The sequence below is a fragment of the Sporosarcina sp. Marseille-Q4063 genome (assembly GCF_018309085.1).
Lineage (GTDB): Bacteria > Bacillota > Bacilli > Bacillales_A > Planococcaceae > Sporosarcina.
This window is the reverse complement of the sequence record NZ_CP070502.1, coordinates 3,023,262-3,039,801: the sequence shown is the minus strand read 5'-3', so window position 1 is coordinate 3,039,801 and position 16,540 is coordinate 3,023,262. Positions and strand designations below refer to the sequence as shown.

Below are 16,540 nucleotides of genomic sequence, written 5' to 3'. Positions count from 1 at the left end.
AGGATTTAACTGGTTAGTCTATAATTTTTTGAGTTCAGCAAATTCAATCATTTCTTCTTTTTCATTAATGCTTCAATTCATTTTATCGTATTAGTAAAGTTTCAACGACGCGTTTTGTAGCTTTTCCGTCTTCAAGATAACAGAAACGGTTACAAAACTTTTCAAACGATTCAGGTGAAGCGTGTCCATTTTTTGAAGCATACTCTATTGCATCAAATAATTCTTCTTCATTTTCAACAATTGGACCTGGTGCGTCTTTTTCAATGTCAAAATAAAAACCTCTGAGTCGATCCCGATAAACTTCTAAGTCATACATATAGAAAATAACAGGACGATTCAAATTCGCATAATCGAAAAAAACTGATGAATAATCTGTGATAAGTATATCACTTACTAAATACAATTCCGCTATATCAGGATATGAAGAGACATCCTTAATGAAATCACCGTGAGCCCTGAAATCAAAACTTTCAGCAACAAGGTAATGCATTCTTGTCAGAAGTACGAATTCATCCCCAAAACGTTCCTTCATCTTATCTAATTCAAATTGAAAGGTAAATTTATATTGACCTACTTTGTAAAAATCATCATCCCGCCATGTAGGCGCATAGAGAATGACTTTCTTATTACCAGATATTCCAACCTTTTCTTTTATTTCTTGAACTTGACTTGGTTCGGCATTATATAATATATCGTTCCGCGGATATCCACTTTCGATAATTTCTCCATTGAACTTGAATGCTCTTTTAAATATTTCGCTTGAATAACTATTCGGGGAAACAAGACATGTCCAACTATTAGATTCATTGATAATATTATTACGATATATATTGGTTGAAGTACCTGGCATATGAACTTCTTCAATGTCAAGCCCTAGTTTTTTCAAAGGGGTACCGTGCCATGTTTGAAGATACACCGTCCCTCTTGGTTTGGGCATCCATTTGGGAAGACGCACATTATTAATCCAAAACTGAGCCCTTGGCTTCGTAAAAAACCATTTTAACGTGAAACGTCGGACATAAGGGACGTCGAATGATTCGAAAAGCTTTACACTGTTTTTATCAATACTCCATACTAGCTTATAGTTAGGATGATGCTTTTGCATATATTCATAAATAGCACGTGGACTGTCGCTGTATTGTTTACCATGAAAACTTTCAAATACCATCAGTCTTTTATTTTTCGGGAAAAGCCCCACCACTGTGAATATGGTTTTAAAGAGCAGCAAAAACAATTTGTGACGTTTTATCTTAGTTAACATTAAAGCTCCCTCAATTCATTCATTATACATACTTTACAAGTATAACAGAGAATTATTTATGTTTCCCAATATAAAGGACAAAAAGAACGAAGTTAATGATCTATATTGAATACCATACAAATTCCTAGTAATATTTCTAACAAAATAACCCGCATCCTCGTTACTTTAGAAAAGTGAGAGGATGCGGGATTATTGGTATAAGAATATTGTTTGTTAGCTTGTATAACTTTTGGTTAAATCTTTCTTAATTTTTGTAGTTGATATTCCAACTGTTCTAGGTAGATAGATAACCTCACATGCATCTTTTAAAAAGTCGAATTTCCCTGCCCAGTCATCCCCCATTACAAATACATCAACATTATGTTTTTTAACGTCGTGTATTTTTTGTTCCCAGGTATGTTCTGGAATAACTTCATCGACATAGCGAATCGCTTCTAGTATTAATTTACGCTGTTCAAAACTATAATATGCCTTCTTACCTTTAAGGGCATTAAACTCATCTGATGAGATTGCTACAATCAAGTAGTCACCATGTTCTTTTGCACGACGTAAAATATTTATATGTCCTGTATGGAGTAAATCAAATGTTCCATAAGTGATTACCTTTCTCATATATAAAACCTCCGTTAATAGTATCGTTTGTGATTCTATTTTTATATCGAGTATTATTCAGACTTTAATTAACTATATTATTATTTCATTATACATGATATCAACTTAAATACATAGGGGAAGATTTTCCAACTAGTTTTCTATAATAAATGCCATATGCGAAATTTACGCATATGGCCATAGAAATGTTGGGTTCTAGTAAGGTAGATTAAATTATCTTTCCTCTAAAATAAACAACAATAAACTACCTGTATACGGGTATATCAAAAAATAAGCTATATGAATCTAATAAATTATATATTTCATTCATTCTATAAGTTTGTTTGGACGCCCATCCAATATCAGTTGCATATTGATGAGAAGCATACCCATTGTTTGCGGCGAAAAATGGATTCCAACGCATTTTATATAGCGTATCTTGTCCTACATTAATATAGTTTCTCCCTACAAATGCTGCTCCACCAACTATAGCTAGTTCTGGAGTAAACCAACCAGCATCATAGGCATATTTTGCCCCGCACTCCAAAGGACAACTATCCTTTGCTCCAATTCCATACATATTATAAACAGTTTTTCCGTTGTATTGAATTCCCGTTGCTAGAGCAGAAGTACCGTTTCCCGTTTCCAATAGAGCGTGTGAAATTAAATAGATTTCATTAACTCCATATACTTCTCCACCATCCACAAATAACTGTGCTTTTCCTTCTAGAATACCTTTTCCTCTTAGTACTTTCTCATTTACTTCATTGACATTAATATATGCACTAGTTGAAAGTTTTAAAAACTGAAGCTTACTTGTTAGATTACTAGTGAAATTAGATGGTTTTAAATAATAAGCTAAGTCTAGTCTATCGGGTATGACCCATCCAGTAGTGTTTCTGACGTGATACCATATATACCCGTCAACTCCTTTAGTGCTTGAGAATAATGGTAACTTTGTGCCGCCTCTTACCTGTTCTCCTACTGCATAATCGGTACCGGGGCCTCTTCTTAAATTCCAGTTATTATTGTTAACAACACCTTGTCCATCAATGATGCTTTCAAATGCATCTTCCCTAATCCATAACATGTATCTCTTATCTGTTTGGGGAGTAACAGCCATTTGGATATCAGTCATTCGATCTACCGTTAAATTATAATTTGAATATGTTTCGTTTATTCGGGTAGTATTAAATTCTTGAATCCACATTGATCTTCCGTTTAAAATTCCACGATACCAAATCGCTTCTCCCACTTTTTCAGTCAGATTAACCTTAAACTCCTGATTCCTATAGGGCGTTAGATCATTATAAATAACATTCTGGGAAGCTCCCCAAGCATCTGTATATGACCATCCGGTTCCTTTCAAATAGAAAGTCTTTTGTTCATGATCTACAGCCACATGATTTTGCGCCCACATATCCTCAGCTTTTACCCATCCAATGACGCCATTTGTACTGCTAGCTACTGTGCTGATTAAATAGTAGTTTTGGCCATTTGCCTTTGCTTGTTTCTTAATATAAAATACTTTATTCATATATGTTGAGCCGGCCGTAATACTAGAATCCTCATCTAAACTATTATAAATTTTTGCATCGGCACTTTGAATATGACCCAGTTTACTAGTAATACTTTCTTTTGATATTTTCACATTGTATGCTTGGATCCACATTGATTTACCATTTAAAGTACCACGGTACCATATGGCATCTCCAACTTTTTCCGTTAGGTTAACCTTAAATTCCTGGTTACTGTATTGATAAAGATTGTTATAAATAACATTCTGAGAGGCACCCCATGCATCTGTATATGACCAGCCCGTCCCTTTTAAATAGAAGGTCTTTTGTTCATGGTTTACAGCCACGTGATCTTGCGCCCACATATCAGTTGCTTTCACCCATCCAATAACGCCGTTCGTGCTGCTTGCTAATGTGCTAATCAAATAATAAGTTACTCCGTTTAACTCAGCTTGTTTCTTAATATAAAACACTTTATTCGTATATGTTGAGCCAGCAGTGATACTTGTAGAATCCTCCCCAACATTTTTATAAATCTTGGCATTCTCACTTTGAATATGACCTAGTTTACTAGTTTCAGTTTCTACTGTTGATTGTACATTATATGCTTGTATCCACATTGATTTACCATTTAAAATACCACGATACCAAATAGCATCTCCAACTTTTTCGGTTAGGTTAACCTTAAATTCCTGATTTCTATAAGTTGATAGATTGTTATAAATGACGTTCTGGAAAGCTCCCCAAGCATCTGTGTATGACCAGCCGGTTCCTTTTAAATAAAAGGTTTTTTGTTCATGATCTACAGCCACATGATTTTGGGCCCACATATCCGTTGCCTTCACCCATCCAATAACACCGTTCGTACTGCTAGCCACTGTACTGATTAAATAATAGTGTTGGCCATTTACCTCTGCTTGTTTCTTAATATAAAACACTTTATTTGTATATGTTGAGCCGGCTGTGACACTAGTAGAATCCTCGCCTATAGTGTTATAAATTTTTGCATTGGTACTTTGAATGTGCCCTAGTTTACTAGTTTCAGTTTCTTTTGGAACTTGTACATTATATGCTTGTATCCACATTGTTCTTCCATTTAAAATACCACGGTACCAAATGGCATCGCCTACTTTTTCCGTTAGGTTAACTTTAAACTCCTGATTTATATAGGAGGAAAGATTGTTATAAATCACATTCTGAGAAGCTCCCCACGCATCTGTATATGACCAGCCGGTTCCTTTTAAATAAAAGGTCTTTTGTTCATGATCTACAGCAACATGATTTTGGGCCCACATATCCGTTGCTTTCACCCAGCCAATAACGCCATTCGTACTGCTAGCTACTGTACTGATTAAATAATAGTGTTGGCCATTTACCTCTACTTCTTTCTTAATATAAAAAACTTTATTCGTATAGGTCGAGCCTGCGTTAATACTAGTAGAATCCTCACCTATATTCTTATAAATTTTGGCATTAGCACTTTGTATATGACCTAGTTTACTAGTTTCAGTTTCATATGATGTTTTTACATTATAAGCTTGTATCCACATTGATTTACCGCTTAAAGTGCCACGATACCAAATGGCGTCCCCTACCTTTTCCGTTAGGTTAACCTTAAATTCCTGATTACGGTATTGAGAAAGATTGCTATATATTACATCCTGAGAAGCGCCCCAGGCATCTGTGTATGACCACCCTGTACCTTTTAAATAGAAGGTCTTTTGTTCATGATCTACAGCCACGTGATTTTGTGCCCACATATCCGTCGCCTTCACCCATCCAATAACACCGTTTGTGCTACTGGCTAAAGTACTGATTAGATAATAATTTTGACCATTTGCCTCAGCTTGCTTCTTAATATAAAAAACTTTATTAGTATACGTTGAACCAGCCGTAATACTAGTATCTTCCTGACCTATAGTTTTATAGATTTTAGCATTAATAGTTTGAATACGGCCCAGTTTACTAGTTACCGTTTCTTTTAGTGCTTGTATATTATGTACTTGCACACTTCTCTTCAAAGAACTCTTGTTTTCTGTGTTAGTTTTGATTTCCGCATCATCAGATTTCTCTATTTCATTATCCGTTTCTTTATCTTTTTCCTTATCTGTTTCCTTATCTGTTTCTGTCACTGTTTCATGAATGGTACTTTCCGAATCTGTTTCCGGATTTACATTCTGCTCTATTTCCTGCTCTTCTTTTAGACCAGTCTGTGGTTCCGTTCCCTGCTCTAGATTTTCTGTTTGCCCCTCTATTTCTTCCTGACTTTCCTCCGATTCATTCTCTATATCACTATCTAGGTCATAATTTGAATCCTCAAATTCCACTTCACTAACATTCGCACTATTATCTGCTAATAAGTGAGAAGGAAATGCTAAATTAAATATTAATAATGTAATTAAAATTATGGTTATTTTTTTCATATAAATCCTCCTTCAATATTCTTACCTTTTATTACTATATATATTTTTTGGGAATTTACAAGTTACAAAATGTATTTTTGACAAAGTATATTTAGAATTTTTATTTTTTAATAAAAGATAGACATTTTTTTAAAAAGAGTTTAACCGCATGGTATTTTTGAATCCTAATACTCAAGTTTCCAAAATTTGTGCGATATAAAGAAATGGCTCTATTTCTATTCTTAATATTGAATTTGGATTTAGTGTTTGACCCAAGCCTAACCCGTGCGGAACCATAACTTGGATATTCTTCTAAATGAAAATAGAAATCAAAGATATAATCGTTTTTATATTTTAAAAATACTTTTGTATCTAAATTAACTTGAAATAATAACTTTTCATATGGATAACAGGAATTTTCAGTTACGGGATTTAAGTTTACATTTCCTGAATAGATAACATCTTTTTCTTTTCTACTAATGATAAAAATCTTCCCATCAGTTTTATAGGAAGCTTTAGGTATAATTAAGTCACCACTTAACTTCCATTCCGAATTTAACTGTTCAACTTTTCTTACAACCATAGTTGGTTTTAAGTAATGAGTCACCTCGTATGTATTATCTTTTGCTTTAAGAACGAAACTTTTTTTCCTCTGAATAACAATGGGATTTTTTTCGGTGTTCGTTAACATTTGAGAAAACAGCATAAGATCCAAGTAATTCCGATTCATTAACAACTTATATAATTCTTTTTCTTTCTCGGGTAATTTTCCGACAATGTTTAAAGGTATTTGTTTTAAAAATGAAATGACACTTTCTTTCCATTCCTCCATTTCTTCCTTCTTAATTAAGGAATACTTATTAACATGAAGTCTTAAAACATCCAATAAACTTTTCAAATCATTTTCTTCAATAAGTCGTTTTTCTCTACCTGATGTTATTAACCATTGTCTGTTGTACGATAAAGCATCCAGCCTATCCAATGTATTCTTTAGTTTCATTTGCTGCTGTGTAATAGAAGGTTTATTTTCATTCTCTCTAACACGCCAATGGTAAACAACTTCAGTAATCACTTCTATTTCATTCGCAATAACTGCTGCTTTCATTGTCAGTGTTAAGTCCTCGTAATATCTGTCTTCCTGAAAAAACAAATTATTATCAACTAAAAAGTCCCTTTTCCACAGCTTATTGCAAGCTATACTGTCTTGCATCATTTCTGGATTTTTTAAAACTGTCGTTGAAATGTTTTTATTATATAAATTAAATTCTAAATGCCTAATTGGTATATACTTTCGTTCCGTATTAAACCGAATTACTTTTCCAACAGCATAATCAGCATTGTTTTTTTCAACTGCAGTTACAAGTGACCGAATTGAATTTCGGGGTATTATATCATCTGAATCTAAAAAGAAAATATATTTACCATTACTTAGAGATATCCCCCTATTACGCGTATACCCTAAGCCATGATTTTCCTGAGAAAACAACTTAAATCGAGTATCGTTTTTTATATATTCTTTAATTAAGTCTTCACTGCCATCAGTCGAGCCGTCATTAATAATTATTACCTCTAAAAATTGATAGTCCTGATTAGCTACTGAATTTAAACAAGATTCGATGAAAGGTTTTGCATTATAAACAGGAATTATAATAGATACGAGTTCGGACAAAATCTCCACTCCTTTATCTGATATTAGCAATAAGAAGAGTTGCATAAAATGCAACTCTTCTTATTAGCTTCATTTAAAAACTTGCTCAATCACCCTGGAAGCGGAACGTCCAATTTCAAGACTACCAAATTCATTGATAAAACGTTCTAAATGTTCATCAAAAATTTCATCGTTTTCCTGGTGATTTAAATAATATAAAACGTCATCGATTGTTCGACAAATTGGTCCTGGTGCCTTTTCAATCAGGTCAAAATACATCCCTCTTCTAGTGACATATTCCTCCAAGTCATAACAATAGAGAATAATTGGACGCTTCAACAATGCATAATCAAACATTATTGATGAATAGTCTGTGATTAAAACATCCGCTAATAAATATAGCTCTTGAATATCATTGTAAGTAGATACATTGATCACATTAGATGGCAGATCTGCTTGGGAAATCTTGTTTGATAATAAATAATGTAGCCGCAATAACACAATTGAATTATCATCAATTTCTTGACTAATCGCTTGCATATCCTTAATTACCTTTTGAAAAGAATCGGGATCCCAATCTCGGAAAGTTGGTGCAAACAGTATAACTTTTTTCTCCGAGCCAATCTCAAAGCGATCTTGGACCTTCTGGATAACTTCTCGTCTTTGGTTAATTAATATATCATTTCTTGGATAACCTGATTCTATGATTTCCCCACCATATCTAAATGCTTTTTTAAAGATATTGGTACTATATGCATTAGGTGAAACAAAGTAATCCCAAGCTTTAGTTTGGATTTTCAACCTATCTAATTCTGCTTTACTTGGCAATTTCTTTTGATCATATCCCATTTTCTTCAAGGGAGTACCATGCCAAGTTTGCAAATATATTTGTTGTTCTTTCTTCTCGGTGAGATGGGCCATTCCTTGATTATCAACCCAATATTTGGAACGGTTTAGATAGTAAAAATGCTTTAGGCTGTTTCTCTTAACTTTGACTGCTGGTCTCGGTAACTTAATTGCTTTAGGATCTTCAAATGACCATATGTATTTATAATCATTTTGGGTTTCAGACATCATTTTATAAATATATTTTGGATTATCACTATATTGTTTCCCCATATTGCTTTCAAACAATATCCACTTAGAGCGGACAGGAAGTTTTTTAATGATTTTCCTTGTATAACTAGTTAATTTTGTTTGAATTATACCCGGCCTACGAATTGGCTTCGCAGACTTCCTTTTATTATACATCCATTTAAACTGCTCTAATTTCTGTATAGGTCTTACTTTAATCGCAAATGAATTATTTTGATTTATAAATATGCTTTTTGACAGTTTTTGATCTTTGACTTCAACATTTGATAATTCCGATACATTGGAGTTCTTAACTAAACTTTTATGCAGATTTCCCATATGTCTTACGAATAATGACAAATAGTAATTACCCGGTTCCATCTGATTCAGATTAAAATTAACATTACCGTTGTCGGAATGTTCGTTATGAATAGTAGCGCCTGTCTGCCTATTTCTAAGCACCCAAAAAGAAGTGATTTCCGAATTATCAATCGAGCCTACTTGTACATCGGCATGAAATGTAAGATTGTTCTTTTCGAGATTAATATCATTAATATTGTAGTTAATTTCAGGTTGTGTTATACCAAGAAACTTTTCATTCTTATCGTTAGAAATAGAGGACCTAAAATAATATGAACTGCCAACATTATAAATCCGATTACTTTTCGTCGGTAAATTATTCTTATAAAAAACATAGTCATCGAAAGCTTCTCTATCGCCAATAAACAAAAGATAATACATAATACGTTCATTTTCGGGTAATCTAATGAATTCGTACTCATCCATGGTCTCCCGTAAATAGTCGAAAGTCATTTTATGGAACCGGTTCTTATAATCTTCATCAAAAAGCAAATAATCATTTGTATATAATTTTAGATCATGACGTAAAAACTTATTATTTTTATGCGTTTGGTACAGAATATCGCCATTATCTTGTAAGAATTGATCAAACAACCTGTGAGCGATTATGCGATTTTTGAAGTTATCGAAATCAAAGCGCCTATTCGTAATTGATTTAACATCAGCATCTTCCACTACCCGCCAGTAATAGATTGGTTCCGGAATGATACTAACTGACTCCGCTAAAAAATATGCTTGTCCAGTGAAATATATATCTTCATAATGGATACCTTCTGGAAAACGCAATTTATGTTTATCTAAAAAAGAACGTTTATAAATTTTATTTACCGATAAACTGTCAAACAACAGCATACTAAATTCTCTAATGTTGATATTTGTGTGTTCCCTTGAATAAATTTGTCGATGATACCAAATCTCGTAATTGTTTGTACGGATTACTTGTCCCGCAACGAAATCAGATTGAGTCCTTTCCATTCCAGCAACCATTTTTTCACATGCGTCAATGGTATACCAATCATCGCCATCCAGGAACATTACATACTCACCCGTCGTATTTGCGATACCTGTATTTCTTGGCGTACTACACCCACCGCTATTCTCAGGAAGATGAATAGCCTTAAATTTAGGTTTACCCTCAACAAAGCGGTTAATCAATTCACCAGTACTGTCTGAGGAAAAATCATTTACTACGACAACTTCCATATCATCAAATGTTTGTGCATCCAATGACTCTAACGCTTCTTCTATATATATTTCATTATTATAAGCGATAACAATTACCGAGAGTTTAGGTGGCTTTTGATTTAGTTGTGTATTATTAACATTAACCATCTCGTTATTTACCTCCCAGTTCTTCAAATAAATCATACCATTGATTTTTAATGAAATTCTTTTCGAATTTCGCACTATTAGTATAAGCGTCATGGCTAAATGACTCAAAAATTTCTGGATTCTGTGCAAGACGTCTAATATGTCTTGCTATAAGCGGTACATCATCCACCGGGGCAATATAACCATTTTTATATTCATCAAGGATTTCTCTAATACCAGGTGCACAGTCTGTCGAAATACATGGAAGTCCACACGACTGAGCCTCAATAAGGGACATTGGTAAGCCCTCGGCTTTAGATGATAGTACAAAGAAACTGGATTGAGTTAGAGCAGACTGAATATTTTCCGTTTGTCCTTTTAATACAATACGATCTTCCATATCATAAATATTAATAAGATTTTTCAGCGATTTTTTGGCAGGACCTTCTCCATAAATATGCAATTTCCAATCCGGTATATCTTCCGCTATTTTTGTAAAAGCTTCAATTAATATATCGAAGCCTTTTCCATCAACAAGCCTACCCGATGACACAACCGTTTTATTCGAATACAATTTTGTGGGGGCTACTTGAGCCCGAAATGGAGATGGATTATGCAAAACAGCTGTATTGATAAATCCTGCACGCTCAAAATAGTCGGCATCCTTTTGGGTTAACAATAAAAACTTTGATACCTGACGATAATGTTTATAAATGTTTTTGTATCGACGTGACCCTCTGGAAGCAGCGACACTTTCATGACTTTGACCGATGATTTTAATATTTTGCTTAAACAATAATGGTTCAATCCATTGCATCCCGTAAACTTGAATTGCAATCAAAAACACCGTTTGCTCCCCATAAACATCAAAATACTCCTGAACTTCTGTCTTTTTCTTTTTCAAAAGATAACGACGTTTTAGTTCTGCTCCGACCTTCCCAAACTTTAGTGCCTTAAAATTAGAAGATATCTCTATTGGGTTCGGAGCACGATACCCGTCTCTGTGTAATACTTTAACAGGAATATCTTCGGAAAAATAACTAGGAGCATCTTTTTGTTCATTAATACTCAAAACACTTACATTATTGCCATCTTTAATAAATTCATCTGCCAGAATAGAGGCTACACGCTGGGCGCCCCCGTGACCGTTATATTCATTTAAAAGAAAAACTATATTCTTGCTTTTCATGCTTATACTCCTTGCAAACGTATTTAATAGGCCATTTAATCGTTTTTTAATTAGTAGCCTTCTTTTCAATTTGAAGATATTTTGTTTCTGTATTAATTTCAATTACTTGATTATTAAAGATATGTGGCTTAGTCGGATATCGATCGTTTCTTGTTGCCCACACTAAATTAATGAACTCATAAAAAGGACTTTCATTCATTTGGTATATTAATTTACATTCATATTTACCGTTCTTTAAATTACTTAAATCAATCTCAACATTGTATTGGGAAAAATTGTATACATTTCCTTGTGGATTATAGTTCGGATTTTCAGTAATTTCATCGGTCTCATTTATTATGACAGGAAATTCATATTTTTCGAGGTCCTTTAAATTCGTTAATTGAAGGTTCATTTTTACGTCGTTATTGCTTTTAGTTTCATACCCTTTTACAAATGCAACACCTTCTATATTAACGTTATTTTCTTTAAACCAAATCCTATTTACTTGTTGTTCTACTTTGTCGCGGTTGTCTATTGTCAACTCTAGATTATTGTTATTGATTGTTAATTTATACAGGAAATTCCCTGTTTTTCGTTCAGGTTCTATAATATTAACCTTTCGAGCCCACAAAGGAAATTCAATTAGCTTTTTTTCCTCATTCTTATAGCGAACTCTGAAGGATATCTTTCCAGGTTTAAAAAAATGCGGGAATTCTTTTTCGTTAAACTGAATTGAGAACCCGGCATTCCCCATTGCCTTTTCTGAATAAGATTTTATTTCAAGAGGTTTCGATATCGCCTCTCCTGTCCGCATATCACGAAGAACCAAATCAATCTGATTATTGAAATCAATATTCTTCTGACCATAAAAATATCCATCTATACCAATTGAAAAACCTGTCTTTTCAATATTATAGGAGACTTGCTCAATCGCATGGTTGAAGTGGATTTCGGAACGTATGGCACTAAGTTTCTTTTTTCCACTCATAAATTCATTATAAATTGAACCTACAACCTTTGAATCCCCATAAGTAATTAATTCGCCTTGGTGAATCCATGCAGCTTTTGAACAAAAGGATTCAACAGCGTTTTTATCATGACTGACAAATATAATTGTTTTTCCTTGTTCTTTAAATTCATTCATTTTATTCATGCATTTCGCTCTAAATAACGAATCGCCGACAGCTAAAGCCTCATCAACAATTAGTATATCAGGATCTACGTTTACAGAAATTGCAAATCCAAGCTTTGCTCTCATTCCAGATGAGTAATTTTTTACTGGTTGATAGATAAATTCTTCCAACTCGGAAAACTCGATAATATCATCAACTTTTTCCATCATTTCCTCTTTCGTATATCCTAATAAAATACCCTTCATAAAAATATTATCATAACCACTTAATTCTGAATCTATGCCTGAACTCACGTCCAAAAAAACTATTGTCCCATTGACATCTACTGAGCCAGTAGTAGGTTCGGCGATACCGGTGATAATCTTGAGTAACGTAGATTTTCCAGAACCATTCTTCCCCAGGACACCGATGGATTCCCCTTTGGGAAAATCAAGTGAAATATTTTTAAGTGCAAAAAACTCATTATGAAGTTTTTTATTAAAGAAGATTTCTTTGAGTGGTCCCCAATTATCTTCATATAGCTTATATTTTTTTGTTATTTCTTTTACGCTAACAGCGATTTCCATAGTAGTCCGCCTTTCACAGGTGAAAGTTATAAAGTATCAAGGAATATTGGCTTTAATCGTTTGTGTAAATAATTTCCAAGCATAAATACCACTAATACCAATACCCAAAAATATAATGTATAAAGCGGCTTTTCCCAAAAGCTTACATCATAGAAAAATGAATCACGATATCCTTGTACAATGTAATGAAATGGATTAACTTTCACCACATTTTCAAGTGCCCCAACATTGTCAACAGACCAAAAAATAGGTGTCATCCAAAACAGAAACACCAATATTGTATCTAAAAAGCGACCAACATCTTTACTGATTGCTACTAATGGCGCTGTAACTGACCCTATACCTATAAGTAGCATGATTGCAGCAAAATCGTAATAGAGAATTTGCAGCCAATAAATCGAGACCGATTGAAAATAAATGACCATTCCGATAAAAATAACTGCCAGTAAAATAAGGTGAGTATAAAAAGAAAATAAAATCTGAACTGCCGGTAAAATCGCGATTGGAAATGGTGTGTTTTTAATTATGCTGCGTTTACTCCGAAACGATTTTTGAGTGAGACGAAAACAATCATTTAAAAAGAACCAAGCAACCATTCCGATTGCCAACCAGGGCATAAAAGGGGCCCCATTGACAGGTCCCCCAGCACGGGCACCGACGCTAAACACAAACCAAAATACTGCAATTCGCATGAGCGGATTCACCAATCCCCACACGAAGCCTAAAAGTGTACCGGCGTATTCTTTTTTTATCTCCTGTAGGGAAAGAGTATGAATCATTTTTCGGCGATTCCACATTTCCTTGTATATTGTAAACATAAGTTTTCTCCTTTGGACCAACCTAACATAATAGGTATAATTTATTGATATCCATTTGGATTATTTAATTGCCACTTCCAAGAGTCTTTACACATTTCAATTAAATCCTTCTCAGCCCGCCACCCTAGGATTTTTTCAGCCTTTTCAGGATTTGCATAACATATTCCGATATCTCCTGAACGCCTGCCAACAATTTCATATGGTATTTCCTTAGTAGTAACTTCACTAAAGTTACTAATTAAATCTAAAACGCTATATCCTGTACCTGTCCCAAGGTTAAATGTTTCAATACCTTCATGTTCATCTAAATACTGAAGAGCACTCAAGTGGCCTTTCACTAAATCCACCACATGTATATAATCTCTTACGCCTGTTCCGTCATATGTTTCATAATCATTACCAAACACTTGAAGTTTTTTTCTCTTCCCTATTGCAACTTGAGTAATATAGGGCATTAAATTGTTTGGGATTCCTTTAGGACTCTCACCAATTCTACCACTTTCGTGCGCTCCAATCGGATTAAAATACCTTAATATAGTAATTCGCCAAGATTGATCTGACTTATATAAATCTTGTAAGATTTCTTCAATCATTAGTTTAGTCCGACCATATGGATTTGTTACCGAGAGTGGAAAGGTTTCATCTATAGGTACTTGATCGGGATTACCATAAACAGTTGCTGATGAACTGAATACTAACTTTTTCACTCCAAATTCTTTCATAACATTACATAAATTTATCGTGCCTGTGATATTATTATGATAATATTCCAATGGAATTTCAACAGATTCCCCGACAGCCTTGAGGCCAGCAAAGTGCATAACCGCGTCAAAATTGTAACTCGCAAAAAGTTTTTTTAATGATTCATAATCTAATAAATCATACTGGTAAAACGGAAAATCTTTCCCCGTTATCTCCTTAACACGATTAATAGAATCAATTTCACTGTTGGATAAGTTATCGACAACTACAATATCATATCCTTTTTCCAATAATTCAACGGAAGCATGGCTTCCAATAAAGCCGGCTCCACCAGTTACCAATATCGTCATATTAATCCCTCATTTAATTATAATTAAGTATCTAGGTATTATCCCCTTAAGCATTTAACCATATACCTATTAGATTTGATTTCATAATCCCATGATGCTTAAGAAATAATAATATTCACCAAAAATAAAGTATCTCTCCGAAATCTATTTTAAGGAGTGTTCCAACAATATCACTTACACATCTTATCATAGGCATGCACATTAATCGAAGAAATATATCTAAACTACAGAAACTCCTTCGTATATTAAGGGATAGCCGAAATGAAGAGATATTCTATTAGAAAACATAAGCGCTGTCATCTTATTCACCCATCCACTAATCAATTATTTATTAAATGCACTACAATAGATATAGTTGCGAAAAGTAACTTGATAATTACGTAATTAACCATTTTAAATAAATACATATAATCTCTGTTATAATTATTGAACATAAACCAGATTAAATGGTTTTTATAAATAAAGAAGGTGTTAATTTGCTCAAAGAATTCCTTATTACTATATATTTATTCCTAACAAAATCAATCTTCACTATCACTAAACTTTTCCCCGTCCAAAACAAATACGTTTTCGTTTCCAGTTTCGGAGATAACATCGATTATGTGGCACGTGAGGTTCTTCGACGGCAACAAGCTGATGTGGTGGTTTTGCGTTCTCGAAAAAGTAATTATTCATTTGATCAATTGGATTTGAATGAGAAACGAATCATTTCTTTTGATAGCTTGAATATAATTCAGTATGTGAAGAGTATTTACCATTTGGCGACAGCCCGACATGTTTTTGTCGATAATTATTTTGCGTTTTTAAGTGTGATGAATTTTAAACCAGGTGTTGAATGCATTCAGCTTTGGCATGCTGCGGGGGCTGTGAAAAGATTCGGGATGGAAGACCCGACATTTTACGACAGGACCTCGTCTGCACAGAAGCGATTTAAGAGCGTGTATGCGCGTTTCGACAAGGTTGTTGTCGGATCCGATTCGATGATTCCTGTTTTTAAAAAGGCTTTTAATTTAAAAGATGAACAGTTTTTGAAGACTGGGATTCCGCGGACTGATTTTTTCTATGATGAAGTGGCGAAGTCTGCTGCCATTAACGAGGTCTATGCTACCTATCCAGGGATTGAATCGAAGCAAGTTATTTTATATGCGCCTACTTTTCGCCGTGATGAATTAGAAGGTCAGGAAATCGGGCTAGAAATCGAGAAAATGACAACGGCGCTTGGACCGGAATTTATGTTGTTAATTCGCATGCATCCTGCAGTTAAAATGAATTATGTGGACTCACGTTTAGACGGGATAATTGATGTTTCGGCTTATCCGAATGTTAATCATTTGTTATTGGTGACGGATTATTTACTATCCGATTATTCGTCGATGCCGTATGAGTTTGCGTTATTGAATCGTCCACAGATATTTTTTCCGTATGATTTGGATGATTATGAGAAAGAAAGCGGCTTTTGGTCTTCTTATGAGGATGTTGTGCCGGGACCAATTGTGCAATCGACGGATGAGATTATTGAATTAATACGAAATGATGAGTTTGATAAGAAACGAATACAGCATTTTTCAAATCGTTGGAATCGATATTCCGACGGTGAATCTTCTAAAGCACTTATAGGCTACTTGAAGGAATAATT

At 34.1% G+C, this 16,540-nt stretch carries 10 protein-coding genes; 1 reads left to right on the top strand and 9 read right to left on the bottom strand.

The window, feature by feature from the left end; all coding sequences use genetic code 11:
• Positions 1-82: 82 nt before the first annotated feature.
• The 9 genes from JSQ81_RS15615 to galE form a co-directional block, all read right to left on the bottom strand.
• Positions 83-1,261 (bottom strand): CDP-glycerol glycerophosphotransferase family protein, encoded by a 1,179-nt coding sequence (locus JSQ81_RS15615; RefSeq protein ID WP_212604935.1) that lies wholly within the window; start codon positions 1,259-1,261, stop codon positions 83-85.
• 213 nt (positions 1,262-1,474) lie between these two features.
• A complete protein-coding gene (gene tagD, locus JSQ81_RS15610; protein WP_212604934.1) occupies positions 1,475-1,873 on the bottom strand; it encodes a glycerol-3-phosphate cytidylyltransferase in 399 nt (132 codons plus the stop codon).
• Between the two features lie 244 nt (positions 1,874-2,117).
• Positions 2,118-5,792: a GW dipeptide domain-containing protein gene (locus tag JSQ81_RS15605; RefSeq protein WP_212604933.1), complete on the bottom strand. Its 3,675-nt coding sequence runs from the start codon at positions 5,790-5,792 to the stop codon at positions 2,118-2,120.
• Between the two features lie 100 nt (positions 5,793-5,892).
• Positions 5,893-7,440 carry a glycosyltransferase family 2 protein gene (locus tag JSQ81_RS15600; protein WP_212604932.1) on the bottom strand — a complete coding sequence of 516 codons (1,548 nt, stop codon included), beginning with the start codon at positions 7,438-7,440 and terminating at the stop codon, positions 5,893-5,895.
• Between the two features lie 69 nt (positions 7,441-7,509).
• The gene (locus JSQ81_RS15595) at positions 7,510-10,185 is read right to left on the bottom strand and encodes a bifunctional glycosyltransferase/CDP-glycerol:glycerophosphate glycerophosphotransferase (RefSeq protein WP_212604931.1); all 2,676 of its coding nucleotides are present in this window, start codon (positions 10,183-10,185) and stop codon (positions 7,510-7,512) included.
• Between the two features lie 4 nt (positions 10,186-10,189).
• Complete coding sequence (locus tag JSQ81_RS15590) at positions 10,190-11,353, bottom strand: glycosyltransferase (protein ID WP_212604930.1); 1,164 nt, start codon at positions 11,351-11,353, stop codon at positions 10,190-10,192.
• A gap of 46 nt (positions 11,354-11,399) precedes the next feature.
• Positions 11,400-13,034: an ABC transporter ATP-binding protein gene (locus JSQ81_RS15585; RefSeq protein ID WP_212604929.1), complete on the bottom strand. Its 1,635-nt coding sequence runs from the start codon at positions 13,032-13,034 to the stop codon at positions 11,400-11,402.
• 26 nt (positions 13,035-13,060) lie between these two features.
• Entirely contained in the window at positions 13,061-13,852 is a 792-nt protein-coding gene (locus JSQ81_RS15580; RefSeq protein ID WP_212604928.1) for an ABC transporter permease, read from the bottom strand.
• 41 nt (positions 13,853-13,893) lie between these two features.
• Positions 13,894-14,904 carry a UDP-glucose 4-epimerase GalE gene (gene galE / locus JSQ81_RS15575; RefSeq protein ID WP_212604927.1) on the bottom strand — a complete coding sequence of 337 codons (1,011 nt, stop codon included), beginning with the start codon at positions 14,902-14,904 and terminating at the stop codon, positions 13,894-13,896.
• Positions 14,905-15,380: 476 nt separating this feature from the next.
• On the opposite strand from galE, the gene JSQ81_RS15570 reads away from it, so the two are divergent.
• A complete protein-coding gene (locus JSQ81_RS15570; protein WP_212604926.1) occupies positions 15,381-16,538 on the top strand; it encodes a CDP-glycerol glycerophosphotransferase family protein in 1,158 nt (385 codons plus the stop codon).
• The last annotated feature ends 2 nt before the right edge of the window (positions 16,539-16,540 follow it).

What these genes read in the sequence shown, in the direction of transcription:
- JSQ81_RS15615 (WP_212604935.1), bottom strand. Translation starts at nt 1,261, where the DNA reads ATGTTAACTAAGATAAAACGTCACAAATTGTTTTTGCTGCTCTTTAAA.
- tagD (WP_212604934.1), bottom strand. Translation starts at nt 1,873, where the DNA reads ATGAGAAAGGTAATCACTTATGGAACATTTGATTTACTCCATACAGGA.
- JSQ81_RS15605 (WP_212604933.1), bottom strand. Translation starts at nt 5,792, where the DNA reads ATGAAAAAAATAACCATAATTTTAATTACATTATTAATATTTAATTTA.
- JSQ81_RS15595 (WP_212604931.1), bottom strand. Translation starts at nt 10,185, where the DNA reads ATGGTTAATGTTAATAATACACAACTAAATCAAAAGCCACCTAAACTC.
- JSQ81_RS15590 (WP_212604930.1), bottom strand. Translation starts at nt 11,353, where the DNA reads ATGAAAAGCAAGAATATAGTTTTTCTTTTAAATGAATATAACGGTCAC.
- JSQ81_RS15585 (WP_212604929.1), bottom strand. Translation starts at nt 13,034, where the DNA reads ATGGAAATCGCTGTTAGCGTAAAAGAAATAACAAAAAAATATAAGCTA.
- JSQ81_RS15580 (WP_212604928.1), bottom strand. Translation starts at nt 13,852, where the DNA reads ATGTTTACAATATACAAGGAAATGTGGAATCGCCGAAAAATGATTCAT.
- galE (WP_212604927.1), bottom strand. Translation starts at nt 14,904, where the DNA reads ATGACGATATTGGTAACTGGTGGAGCCGGCTTTATTGGAAGCCATGCT.